The sequence below is a fragment of the bacterium genome, assembly GCA_024228115.1.
GTDB lineage: Bacteria > Myxococcota_A > UBA9160 > UBA9160 > UBA6930.
The window spans coordinates 22,895-34,894 of record JAAETT010000413.1; the positions used below are offsets into that span (position 1 = coordinate 22,895).

Here is a 12,000-nt window from a genome sequence, read left to right on the forward strand (position 1 = left end):
GCGACTACTGGCGCACGGTCGTGCGCTCGGATCAATCCGTGGATTTCGGCCAGGGCGTGCCCGTTGTTGGACTGGGAACACCAGGACGGACTTTCGAGGACGGTGTCTCGTTCAGCGGCAAGGAGCGCAACCACCTCTTCCTGAACGTGGGGGGGACGGAGTTCGACGACGTCGGAGCCATCTCGGGCCTCGACGACCCTGCGGATGGGCGGGCCTTCGCGCTGCTCGACTTCGACCGGGATGGCTGGCTCGACCTCGCCGTCGTGAATGCCAACACCCCACTCCTGCAGCTCTTCCGCAACGAGATCCCGGCTGCGGACATGGCGCCGGGGGCAGGTGCCGCCATCGCGCTCCGTTTCGTGGGCAGCAACACGAATGCAGAGCCCTCACCCGCCGCGAGCAGCCGCGACGGTTTTGGTGCCCTGGTCGAGGTAGACCTGGGCTCGACGACGTTGCTGCGCGAGCACCGCGCCGGGGAGGGCTTTGCCGCCCAGAACAGCGCAACATTGCTGATCGGTATCGGCACGCGCGAGGCTGCCGATTCGGTTCGTGTGCGCTGGCCCTCTGGAGCCATTCAGTTGATCGAGGAGATTCCGGCTGGCACCCTGCTCACGCTGTACGAGGACCCAGCCCAGAGCCCCGATGGCCTCGCCGTCGTCCGCACGGCCTACGCCGTGGCCGAGGCCACGCCCTGGCCGGCGCCACGTCGCACGCCCCGGCAGGCGCCCCAGCTCGTGACGAGCCTGGTGGCCGAAAGCCCGCCGGGTGCGCTGAACGTGTTCACCACCATGGCTACCTGGTGCGAGGCGTGCCGGAAGGAGCTGGCCCAGGTTCAGCTGCTGCGAGATCGCTTCGAGGAAGGAGAGCTGCGCCTGGTCGGGATTCCCGTCGATCGGGATGACAGTCGGGAGAAGCTGCAGCGCTGGCTTCGCCAGGAGCGGCCAGCCTACGAGCTTCAGCTCGAGGCCTCCTCCTCGGAGGTTGCTGAGTTCGAACGCTGGCTGATCGAAGCGCTGCACCGAGAAGGTCTGCCCGCGAGTGTGGTCACCGACCACCAGGGCCGGGTCCTGAGCACCCGATTCGGAGTGCCCACGGTCTCCGAGATCCTCGGCCTCCTCCCTCTGGAGCCAGCTCCCGCCGCGGGTGGCTGACCGATGGTCGGCACCGCACGACGAGCGTGGAGCAGGAGTTCGGGTTGAGCCTCGCCGAGTTGTTGGCCCTCACCTGGGCCGTTGGCGGCGGGATGCTTGCGCCCGGCCTGGCGCTGGTGCGCTGGCTCCGCCTGGGAAGCGGTCCCCTCGAACGTCTGGTGCTGGCCCTGGCCTTCGGGCGCATCCTGCTGGGGCTCGTCACACTGGCCGCGACGTCCGCGGGGGCAAGCGCTCTGTTGCTCGGCTGGGCTCCGTTCGCCGTGGCTCTGCTGGCTCTGGTCATCTGGCGGGTTCCCCTTGCGACGGGCCGTTCTGGTGACGGGTTCCGCGAACTCGGCTGGATGGCCCCGGCCCTCGGCCTCGGCTTCCTGGCGTCGGCGCTGCTGGTCCACGCCACGGTGGGTCACAGCGGGATCGTGGATGGCGCAGGACGACTGATCTTCTTCGGGCGGGACACGACCTTCGATCCCCTGAGCCACGTGGCGGCCACGCTTCAGCTCATCGACACCGGCCTGCCCATGAACCTGATGCACGTGGCCGGGACCGAGTTCACCAATAGCTATCTCCCTTTCGCGGAGCGCGCCGGAATCCGACTCCTCAGCGGTCTCTCCCTGTTGGACCTGACCTTCCGCTTCCTGCCACTCCTCGAAGTGTTCGGCCTCTCCGCGACCGCTGCGTTGCTGGTCCGGGCACTTGGCGGGAGCCGGATAGCCGCCACGGGAGCGGCAGTGCTCACCGTCTCGGGGAGTGGGGCCCCTTTCTTGCTGCGGGTCGTGGGGTGGATCTTCGGCTTCGAGCCCGCGGGCCTCGACAGCTGGACTTTCTTCGGCCCCTACGTTCTCCCCTTCAACTCCATCACCCCAGCCCTGCAGACAGCCTTTGCGGCCTCTCTGCTGTTGTTGCGCCTCCAGCCAGGGCAGACGCGGGTCCCGGCCGCCGCAGGGCTGATGGTGGCCGCTCTCTTCGAACTCAAGCTCTTCCTCTGGGCCACCGTGTTCGGGGCCCTGCTCGTTGTCACCCTCTTCGCGGCTCCGACCATCCTGCGCCGCGGCCTCCGGCTCACCGCTGGCTGGGCCAGCCTGCTGGTACTTCCCTCACTGGTCGAGAAGCTCTATTGGGCTTGGCGTCTCTCTGCCGACGGGGGCCGCCAGGGCTTCGGAGTCTGCCTCGGCTGCATCCCCCGCTACTTCGCAGAGGGGGCCCTGGGCCGGGATCTGTTGCCCTTCAGCAGCTTCGACCGCTTCCACAACACGGCGTTGCTCCACGAGCCAGGTCTGGCCGCAACCACCGTTGCGGCCGCGGTGGGAATGTTCGCAATCGCCCTGGGGGCTCGGCTCTTTGCACTTCCGGAGCTGTGGCGTCGGAGCAAGGCGACCGGGGCCAGCATCGAGGAAGGCACCCGGGTGGCCCTGCACCGCACGGTCGCCATCGCGGCGGGGTTCGGGTTTGCAGCCACCTGCATCCTGAAGAACTCCCCCCACCATCTCAACGTGACCCAGTTCACCTGGATCGCCAGCTTCGGACTCTGGCCCTTCGTGGCGCTGGTGCTAGGTCGCTGGGTCGTGGAACAGCGCTGGCTCGCCATCTCGCTGCTCCTGCTGCTGGCTCTGCTCTCCACCGGACGGGTACTGGGCCCGTTGGGTTACGGTGCGAAGGTCAAGACGGTCGTAGGCCAGGATGAGCGCGATCTTCTGGAGCGGCTGCGGGTACTCTCCCAGCCTGACGACGTGGTGCTCGAGCCTTCGATCCTGCTGCAACGGGACGTCCCCTCGCCGGTGACCTGGGTCTCCGGCCGCACCGTCTACCTGACGGGCCGGTCGTCGACCGCGGCGCTCACGCGGGAGGAGGCCCGTGCCCGGGTTTCCCGGATCGCGGCGGTCTACACCGGCTCGGATCGGAATGCCGCCCTGACCGCAATTGCCGAGAGCGGCGCAGAGTGGGTCTACGCGCCAGTTCGGGCCCCGTTGCCGTTTCCGGCAGGGGAGCCCCTGGAGGTGGCGCTCCAGAATGCAGCCGGCATCGTGTACCGCGTAGGACCGTAGCGATCTCCTCGAGCGCCGAAGCAGGTGGAACCCTCGCCCATGACCAACCCCCAAGGCTCCAGAGGACGAGATTGGTTGCTCCGAGCGGCCATTGGCCTCACGACCGTGGCTCTCGTGGCCGGCTGCGGTGGCTCCGGGCCGGAGCAGGCACGGGACCGGGCGCTCACCTACTTCTCGACCCAGGTCCACGAGATCGACCACGGCTGGTCGTCCGTCTTCGACTACCTGCACCGGCGCTTCGGACTCGAGCTCACCCTGGCGTCCGGCCGCACGCCCTACGGAGCCCAGAAGGAACTCGAGCGTCCGGAGCTCTTCGCGGTCTACCGGCGGCTCGTCGACCCCGCGGCCCGGGTGAGCAAACGACAGATCGCCGAGCTCCCCACGGCCATCGATCGGATGACTGCAAGCGCGCTGCACTGCGACCAGATTGCGCTTCCCGACGGCTGGGTCGACGTGCTGCGCACCGCGTCTGGCATGGGGGCCTACGCGCTGACTCATGCGGTGGTCGCGGCACGCTGGACGCTGGAGAACGGGTGCCTCTCCGAGATGGAGCTGATCCCACTCCACTTCGAGCAGGTCGAGCTGCTCGAAGCGCTGATCGAGGAACGCGAGGTCTTGAACTCGCGTCACCAGTTCGCCACCGATATCTGGATCGAGGCCATGGCCATGCTCTACTACCTGGGGGAGGGTGACCGCGTCCGCCCCGAATGGATCGAAGCATTGTTGGCGGCCCAGCGCGAGGATGGGGGCTGGCCAAATCACCCCCGAGCACCGACCTCCCACCCGCACCCGAGCGCGCTGGCACTCTGGGTCCTGCTCGGGGGACTCCACCCCGACGCCCCGGCGACCGCCTGGATTCCATCCGGCTGAGGTCGTCGCCGAGCGCGAGAGCCTGTCAGAGAGTTCCAGGACGGCCACGGATCTCTGGATCGAGGCCTTGGTGATGCTCTACTACCTTGGCGCCGGCGCGGAGGTCGAGGCCGCCTGGATCGATGCGCTGCTGGATGCGCAACGGGCAGATGGTGGATGGCCCACCAGAAAAAGCGAAGCGCGCTCGGATCCACATCCGAGCGCGCTTGCTCTTTGGGTCTTGCTTGAGAATCTGGAGCCCGAAGCGCCCCGGATTCGCTGGATTCCCTGACGGTGCCTAGCGGCGGCGTCCGGCAGCCACGAGGCCAGCCATGCCGACGACCAACAGGCCGAGCATGCCAGGCTCCGGGATCGCCAACACATTCAGGGTGAACGTGCCGGTGTAGCCGTCGGGCCCGATGGAGCGGCTCCAGTAGGAGTAGTTGTCTACGTCCTGGTCCATGACGTCCTGGAGGCCGAACAACACGGCAGCTTCCTCGCCGCCGGAAGCGCTCGAGCAGACGGTGCCCGAGCAGCCGTCGTTCGAAAGCGCAGTCAGGTTGAGATCGATGTTGACGCTGAAGGTCGCGTCACCGATTCCCCCGACGACGCCCAGGTCGCCGCGGCTCCCCGAGAACGCCTGGCTTTGGCTCGAGCCATTCGACGGGTTGCCCGAAAGGGCGCCCGGCGTGGCCGAGAAGTTGTAGTTGCTGCCATCCACGACCGTCGTGATCGAGGAAAGCGCTGCATTGCCGTTGTCCTGGTTCCCGACCGCGGACAGAGTCCCATCACCGTTCAACCCGTAAAGGCCGAGAACGCTCTGGGCCAGGTCGACGGTCCAGGTGTCCCCTGCGTTGTCCACATCGACCGTGAGGGTGATGTCGAAGTTCAGGTTGGCGAACGTACTCCGGTCGTTACTCTGACCAACGTCAGCACCGCCATCGTCAACCGCCGTAACGGCGTCGATGCCGAAGCTCGCCGACGTGGAGCCCACACCAGTGAGGACGGCGGAGGCTCCATTGGTCGTGGACCATGCCGACCCGAAGTCGTCGTACGTGCCGCTGCCATTCTGACTACACGCGCCGTTGATGTTGTTGCCGCAGACGCTGTTGTCAGAGCTGAGAACAACGCTGACGGTGGCCGCCTGGGCCTGCGCTCCGACCCACAATAGGGCCACAGCAACAATTGCGAGTTGCTTGATCACAAAATTCCCCTTTCCCAGAGAGCCCGAGTACCGGACGCTCCATTCTTCCCGTCGGTAAGCAGAGCAACTACCGTGCCAGTTCCGGGAAATGCGAAACCCCTTGTTTTTCAAGCGTTTTTTTAAACGTGAATGATCGAGGGGCCGATCGGACAGGAAATCAATTCCCGTGTAAGGAAAAAGTTTTCCTTGTGGCTTGGAACGGAGTCCGGCGATCCAGAATCGGATGGGCCGGCGGGTGGCCTCTTCTGGCCCACTGCGGCATCCCGTTGAGGGCTACGAAGTCTGGAGCCGGACCAGGACACGCTCCAGGCCCCGGGTGACCTGATGGAGATCGTCGAAGGGCTCGAAGGAGATGGATCGCGTGTCGAGTTCTTCGGCGAGGGTGTCCTTGGCGAAGACGACGTCGGCCGCCTCACTTGCGCACAGGTCGGAGACACGGCCGTTCCCGATGTGCACGACTGTCGCGCCGGGGTGGTGGCGGCGGAAGAGAGCGATCCGGCCGCGTTTGCATACGCCGGTTCCGCAACCGCAGCTCGCGTCCGGCGCTCCCGGCGCCAACCGCCATCGCCCCGCGTCGTACCAGAGGTGATTCGCGTCGTAGGCGAAGCGCACACCGTGAAGCTCCTGCAAGCGATCCAGATTGCGGTCGAAGCCGTCCGAGAGTACGCGGAACGGAACACCGCGCTCCTCGCACCAGGCCACGAGTTCATGGGCCCCGGGCATCGGCTCGACCGTCTTGAGGAAACGATCCAGCTTCTCCTCGGATAGCTCCAGGCCATCGAGGAGTTCCATGTTGTACTCCCACGCGCTCAGCTCACCACGCGAGAGTCGCTCCCAGAGCGCGGCCCGGCCTTCGCTCGCGTAGGTCTTCGCGAGGGTCGAGCCCACATCCTGCACGGCGAAGGTTCCGTCGTAGTCGCAGAACACACCCAGCGCAACTTCGCGAGAGAACCGCAGCAGGGAGGATTCGTGGCGACCGAGCCGAAGCGACGCGGCTCCTGGCGCTGCACCCGAGAGAACGGTCGGCTCGGTGGGGCCCCCGCGCTCTTCGAGCGTTGCGAGAGAACGCTCCGTTGCATGCTCCGTCGAATTCAAGGCGTAGACCCAGGTGGCCTCGGCGGCTCTTGCGACGGCGCCGCTGGGAGCCTCCTCGGCCACGAGGTCCGTCGCGCGGGCGGCACCCTGGGCACCCGCGGCGTCGATCTCCCTGGCCAGCGCCACGGTGCGGCGCACCCGTTCGAGATCGGCCTCGCCCAGCGCCGGCAGATCATCCGAGACGACGGTCATGCCGCCGGTCACGGCGATCGCACCTGCCAGGGCATCGACCTCGGCCTCGTCGAGTTCGGTGTCTTCCGTACGGGCCATCAGACAATCCGGATCGTTGATCCACAGCCGCCGATGCATCCAGGCGCGGGCCAGGATGCTGCGCAGGGCGCCCCCCGTATTGGGCGCGGCGTGTTCGATCCCCGGCCAGGCGTCGGACGGCGGCCCCCAATGGGGGGCCACATCCGGACCGATGCGCATGGCATCGACCACTCCGACCGCCGGGCCGAGAGGGCAACCGCAGCCCAACAGGAAGGCCTCGTCCCCAGCACCGCGGCGGATCGCATCGAGACCTCGTCGCAGGCGGGCTGCCCGTGTCTGCGTGGGATCGAACGCCTCGGCCTGCATCGCCGCCACGTAGAGGAAATCGAGCTTCAGGTAGCTGAAGCCCATCCCGACCAGGCCGGCGAAGGTCCGCAGCAGGTGGTCCACCACCTCTTCGCGGGTCGGGTCGAGGGCATAGACCCAACCCGCCTTCGTCCAGGACGGATGCATGAGCCCGCGGTGGGGTTCACCCTTCGCCACGTGGCTCCCGAGCAGCCACTCCGGATGCGCATCGTAAAGGCGGCTCTCGGCGACGACGCAGAAGGGTGCGGTCCAGATTCCGGGACGAAACCCGGCAGCCCGGATTTCCGCAGCCAGCGGTGCCAGACCGCGCGGAAACTTCTCGTTCGTTTCCAGCCAGTCTCCAATGGCGTGCTGGAAACCGTCATCGAGCTGCACGACATCGACCGCGAATTGCGAGCGCAACCCGGTCAGGGCGTCGAGATTGCGGAGCAGATCCTGTTCGGTGACGTCGTGAAAGAACTGGTACCAGCTGCACCAACCCGTGGGCAACGGCGCTCCGGTCCGCGCGCTACCTCTGCGCCCCAGCTCTTCGGCGAAGGTCTCGAGCAAGCGGTTCTCGTCCGTGCCGAGCGCAACTCGGACGGGCTCGAGCTCCAGGCTGCCACCCGCCGGAACCGGTACTTCCAGCTGGATCTCCAACTCGACCCGCACACCGTGATCGTCGCGACGCCAATACACGAGCCCGCTACCAAGGCCGCCTTCCAACAGCCCGACCAGGCAGGCACGCCCTTCCGTATCGCAGGCCACGGAGACGAGCGCCGATTCGTGCCAGCCCTCCCGATCCGCGGGCGGCGCACCCAGCACATGGTAGAGGCCGCGCATCCACGGCCCGGACGGGAACGGCGCCTCGCCCTCCCGGTCGAGCGCACCACCTCCGGTATACGACCAGGATTGCCAGCCGTTCTTCAAGAAGCGCACGGCGTGCGCATCCACGCCCGCCCAGCGAAAACCGAGTACGACGGATTCGAGATGGAGTTCCGTCTCGGCATAGTTGCGCACGGTGACCTGGAATTCCGCCTCTTCCCCAGCGAGATCGGCGGAGACACCCAATTCGAAAGGCCCAAGGCGTTGAACGCCGGCGCTGAGGCGACCCTCCGCCCACTCCATCGCACCCGCAACGCCATGGTCGCTACGATCGGGAGACGTGGCGGCATAGCGTACGCCGAGACGCAGGGGCTCGAGCCGGCCGGCGTGCTCGTCCCTGGCAACGGAGACGGTGCGGGGCATGGCGGACGAAGATAACAGGAACGTTTCCCAGGCCTTGGCGGCCGGGCGGATGCTCGTTCTAGACGGTGCCACGGGCACGGAGCTGGAGCGGAGGGGCGCCCCGTGCGACCTGCCACTGTGGTCGAGCGGTGGCCTGCTCCACACGCCGGAACTCGTGGGGGAAATCCACGCAGCCTATGCGCGTGCCGGCTGCGATCTGTTGACCGCCGCCAGCTTCCGAACCCAGCGCAGGGTCCTGGCCCGTTGCGGCCTGGGCCAGCGTGCGGAGGAGTTGACCCGGCTCGCGGTGCGTCTCGCACGCCGGTCCCATCGCGGCGCGGTGCTCGGCTCCGCACCTCCGCTGGAGGACTGCTACCAGCCGGACCGGGTTCCCGACGACGGCGCGTTGGAGCAGGAGCATCGCGAGCATGCAGAACAGCTCGCCCGGGCTGGAGCGGACGCCATCCTGGCCGAGACCCACAATACGGCCCGCGAAGCGAAGGCCGCCGCCCTGGCGGCCCAGGCCGTGGACCTTCCCCTCCTGGTGAGCTTCGTATGCGACGCGCAAGGCCGGCTTCTTTCCGGCGAACCCCTCGAGGCGGGGATCGACGCCGTGCTTCCTGCCCGCCCTCTCGCCGTGGGCGTGAACTGCCTGCCGATCTCGGCACTGGAAGCGTGCATTCCCATCCTGCAGGGCTGCGGCCTGCCCTTCCTTCTCTCCCCCAACCTGGGCGCACCATCGGAACGCGTCGAACTCCTGGAGCCAGATCGGTTTGCAGGGCTGACACGTACGTGGAGAGAGGCCGGCGCCGCCATCGTCGGCGGATGTTGCGGAACGACCCCCGAGCACCTCGCCGCGGCGGTGAGCCTGCTGCGCAGTACCTAGCAATGCGACCCGAGAACGGGCCTCACTCCCTCCCCAACGATTTCCCGCGCAAGCTCGTATGGTTCGACGCGCTCGCCGAGCATCTCGGCACACCTGCCGGGCCATCCGTCGCATGCGGCGATTTCAACATTTGCCCGACCGCACTCGATATCTGGAGCGAGGAGAAGTTCGCCGGTGTGATCTTTCATACCGACGCTGAGCGAGCGTGTATGGGCCGTCTCGCGGAAAAGGGCTGGACGGATCTCTACCGGGCGCTGTATCCCGAAGAGAAGGCCTACTCATGGTGGGACTACCGGGGCGGCTCCTTTCACCGAGGCCACGGTCTGAGGATCGATTTCGTACTGGGGACATCGGGCCTCCGCGAGCGGACCCGCGAGGTGACGATCGACCGGGACGATCGCAAGAAACAGAACGGCTTGACCGCCTCGGACCACGCCCCGGTCCTCGCAGAGATCTCCTAGACAGGGAGCCCAAAGGGAAACAGACAAGTTCCGGGAACCGCCGCCCGGGGCGCCTTGTTTCTCCCACAATCGGCAGAAGCACCTCACGGCAACACGCCGCTCGGCCCATCGCGCGCATCGTCCGGGGTGATGATCAGTCCCGGCCTCGTGGTCGATCGGGTACGGGCCGCACTGGGCGGCCGCTTCTCGTGTCGCCGGTTGGGCTGGCAAGCGCTCGCTCGAGTCCGGTGAACAAATCGAGCACCTCGGTTGCCTCGAAGACCCGGTAGCGCCGCCGGCCGACATTGCGTTGACGCAGAACCCCTGCCTCCGCCAGAGCATTGACTGCGTCGGTGGTCCGAGCCTTGGATCGGCTGATCAGCTTGCGGGCCGATTCGATGGTGACGATTGGCGCGCCTGGAAGGACACGAAGCAGCAGATCGGTGCTGGAGTTGGCTCGGACGCGGCCGAGCCTGGCTCGCCATGCTGCCGTGATCTCGTCGATTTCGGTGCTGTAGCGCTCGGCATCTCGGCAGGCTCGGCTCGTGGCGATCGCAACCAACCGGAGCCATTCGGCTGCGGCTCGGGATCGCTGCGCGCCATCAGGTTCGCCGACGTGGCGGAACGTCATCAACCCGTCGATGTAGTCGTCGGACCAGGTTGCGAGCACGAGGCTGATCGGGGGGACGAAGGTTGGTACGAGGCCGCGTCGCCGCAGCACGACGTGAATGAGCGTTCGGCCGGTTCGCCCGTTGCCGTCTGCGAAGGGGTGGAGGGTCTCGAACTGGGCATGGGCGATGGCGGCCTGGACGAGTGGGGAGTGTTCATCGCCGTTGACATAGTCGAGCAAGTCAGAGAGGAGCTTGTCGAGGTGCTCGGGTGGCGGAGGGACGAAGGCGGCGCTGCACGGGTTGAATGAGCTTCCGCCGATCCAGTTCTGTTCCTGGCGAACGACGCCACCGAGCTCGGGGGTCGGGGAGTCGTCCATCAACGTGCGGTGAACCGAGAGCAGCTCGGCGAGTTCGAACCGTTCGGTGCGGGCGGCCAGCTCGATCGCTGCCTCCATCGCCGCGATGTTGCCGATGACCTCGACCGCGACCCTGTCCTTCGCATCCCCACCGAGCGCGATCGCAGCTTCGGCCCGCGCAAGCCGCCGGGATGCTACTGCGAGGCCCTCGATCTTCGATGAACCGACCGATTCGGCGCGGAGCAGGAATCGGGCGAGACCCTCGAGGCTCACATGCGCGGTACCAGCCGCATTCAGCGCTCGAACGGCCGCCTCGGCATCGGCGATATCGGCGGCCACATCGGCCGGGATCGACAGATCCCAGCCAACCAGCGGGTCGGCGAGGTAGGCGTCATAGAAGCCGCCGCGTCGATCTCGTCGACTCATCCCCTGGATCTGCGCGTCCCAATGTTTCCGCAGGTGAGATGCCATGCATCCTCTAAGTATCGGTTATAGAATAACCGCAACTTAAACCTAAGCAAGATCAACGGTTCTTGACTTCAGCGGTGAACGCGCCTCCTCCCGTTCGTGCGTGGACCCGCGCGAATCGTGCGGCTCCTGGGCCTCGTGCGCGTACCCGCCCCAACCCATCGAGGCCTGGGATAAGTGGCTCCGCCTGGTTGCGGCTCGAACCAGCCCCCCATGCGCCAGGTGCCAATGAGGCGATTCCCCCGTAGTCTCTCCAGCGGCGCTCCCCACGCCGGTCCCGAGGGCGGGACCCCGTGGCCGAGTACGAACGCCACCGGCCAGAGAAGACCCTCCTTCACCGGGTCATTCGCGAGCAGCTCGGGACGTTTCTTTCCGGCGCCCGCGAGCAGGGCTCGCCCGTGGCCCGGTTCGTCGAACGCGAGATCCGCGCCTACCTCGATTGCGGCGTGCTGGCGAACGGCTTCCTGCGTGTCCACTGCGACAGCTGTGGACACGATCGCCTGGTGGCTTTTTCCTGCAAGGGTCGCGGGTTCTGCCCTTCCTGCGGTGGGCGACGCATGGCCGATACCGCCACTCATCTCGTGGATCGCGTCCTTCCCGTTGTCCCCATTCGGCAGTGGGTCCTCACACTGCCCTATCCACTACGCCATCCATGCGCCTGGGACGCGAAGCTGACGAGCGCCGTGCTTCGCGCCTTCCTCCGCGCGCTTTTCGCCCACCAGCGGTGTCGGGCCCGGAGCCTTCACGGCGTGCGCGGCGGCCAATGCGCCGCGGTGACCTTTCTCCAGCGCTTCGGCTCCGCGCTGAACCTCACCCCTCACTTCCACAGCCTGGTTCTCGACGGCATCTACCCGGGCCCCGCCCACGCACCCGGCCCGTTCCTGCCGCTACCTCCTCCCGAGACCGAGGACGTGGCCCGGGTGATGGCGGGCACGGCACGCCGCATCATCCGGTTGCTCGAGCACCGCAACCTCGAGTACGGCAACCCAGGCCCGGCCGAGGACGACCCCCTGCTCGCAACCCTGATGGCGGCCTCCATTCACTCACGCATCGCAACGGGCCCAGAGGCCGGCCAACCGTGGCGACGGCAGGGCGACCGTGTCGAGCCCACCGACG

The 12,000-nt window shown here is 67.1% G+C and carries 10 protein-coding genes; 7 read left to right on the forward strand and 3 right to left on the reverse strand.

Annotated features, from left to right (window positions below):
- Positions 1-38 precede the first annotated feature (38 nt).
- From GY937_17685 to GY937_17700, 4 genes are all read left to right on the forward strand, one after another.
- The gene (locus tag GY937_17685; protein ID MCP5058537.1) at positions 39-1,151 is read left to right on the forward strand and encodes a redoxin domain-containing protein; all 1,113 of its coding nucleotides are present in this window, start codon (positions 39-41) and stop codon (positions 1,149-1,151) included.
- Between the two features lie 44 nt (positions 1,152-1,195).
- Positions 1,196-3,193 (forward strand): hypothetical protein, encoded by a 1,998-nt coding sequence (locus GY937_17690; GenBank protein ID MCP5058538.1) that lies wholly within the window; start codon positions 1,196-1,198, stop codon positions 3,191-3,193.
- Between the two features lie 39 nt (positions 3,194-3,232).
- On the forward strand, positions 3,233-4,063 hold the full coding sequence (locus GY937_17695; GenBank protein ID MCP5058539.1) for a hypothetical protein: 831 nt from the start codon (positions 3,233-3,235) through the stop codon (positions 4,061-4,063).
- Positions 4,064-4,133: 70 nt separating this feature from the next.
- Positions 4,134-4,334: a hypothetical protein gene (locus GY937_17700; GenBank protein MCP5058540.1), complete on the forward strand. Its 201-nt coding sequence runs from the start codon at positions 4,134-4,136 to the stop codon at positions 4,332-4,334.
- Between the two features lie 6 nt (positions 4,335-4,340).
- Here GY937_17700 and GY937_17705 read toward each other — a convergent pair whose 3' ends face one another.
- Both GY937_17705 and GY937_17710 read right to left on the reverse strand, forming a co-directional pair.
- A complete protein-coding gene (locus GY937_17705; protein MCP5058541.1) occupies positions 4,341-5,219 on the reverse strand; it encodes a PEP-CTERM sorting domain-containing protein in 879 nt (292 codons plus the stop codon).
- Positions 5,220-5,519: 300 nt separating this feature from the next.
- Positions 5,520-8,144: a hypothetical protein gene (locus GY937_17710; protein MCP5058542.1), complete on the reverse strand. Its 2,625-nt coding sequence runs from the start codon at positions 8,142-8,144 to the stop codon at positions 5,520-5,522.
- Between GY937_17710 and GY937_17715 the strand changes: the two genes are divergently transcribed.
- Positions 8,143-9,009: a homocysteine S-methyltransferase family protein gene (locus GY937_17715; protein ID MCP5058543.1), complete on the forward strand. Its 867-nt coding sequence runs from the start codon at positions 8,143-8,145 to the stop codon at positions 9,007-9,009. The genes GY937_17710 and GY937_17715 overlap by 2 nt on opposite strands.
- Positions 8,949-9,470 (forward strand): hypothetical protein, encoded by a 522-nt coding sequence (locus GY937_17720; GenBank protein ID MCP5058544.1) that lies wholly within the window; start codon positions 8,949-8,951, stop codon positions 9,468-9,470. Before GY937_17715 ends, GY937_17720 begins: the two co-directional genes overlap by 61 nt.
- A 133-nt stretch (positions 9,471-9,603) precedes the next feature.
- On the opposite strand, the gene GY937_17725 is transcribed toward GY937_17720, so the two are convergent.
- On the reverse strand, positions 9,604-10,887 hold the full coding sequence (locus tag GY937_17725) for a Fic family protein (protein MCP5058545.1): 1,284 nt from the start codon (positions 10,885-10,887) through the stop codon (positions 9,604-9,606).
- Positions 10,888-11,177: 290 nt separating this feature from the next.
- Between GY937_17725 and GY937_17730 the strand changes: the two genes are divergently transcribed.
- A partial coding sequence (locus tag GY937_17730; GenBank protein MCP5058546.1) for a transposase occupies positions 11,178-12,000 on the forward strand: 823 nt, incomplete at its 3' end.

Coding starts and splice junctions, on each gene's coding strand:
- GY937_17695 (MCP5058539.1), top strand. CDS start 3,233: ATGACCAACCCCCAAGGCTCCAGAGGACGAGATTGGTTGCTCCGAGCG.
- GY937_17715 (MCP5058543.1), top strand. CDS start 8,143: ATGGCGGACGAAGATAACAGGAACGTTTCCCAGGCCTTGGCGGCCGGG.
- GY937_17710 (MCP5058542.1), bottom strand. CDS start 8,144: ATGCCCCGCACCGTCTCCGTTGCCAGGGACGAGCACGCCGGCCGGCTC.
- GY937_17720 (MCP5058544.1), top strand. CDS start 8,949: ATGTTGCGGAACGACCCCCGAGCACCTCGCCGCGGCGGTGAGCCTGCT.
- GY937_17725 (MCP5058545.1), bottom strand. CDS start 10,887: ATGGCATCTCACCTGCGGAAACATTGGGACGCGCAGATCCAGGGGATG.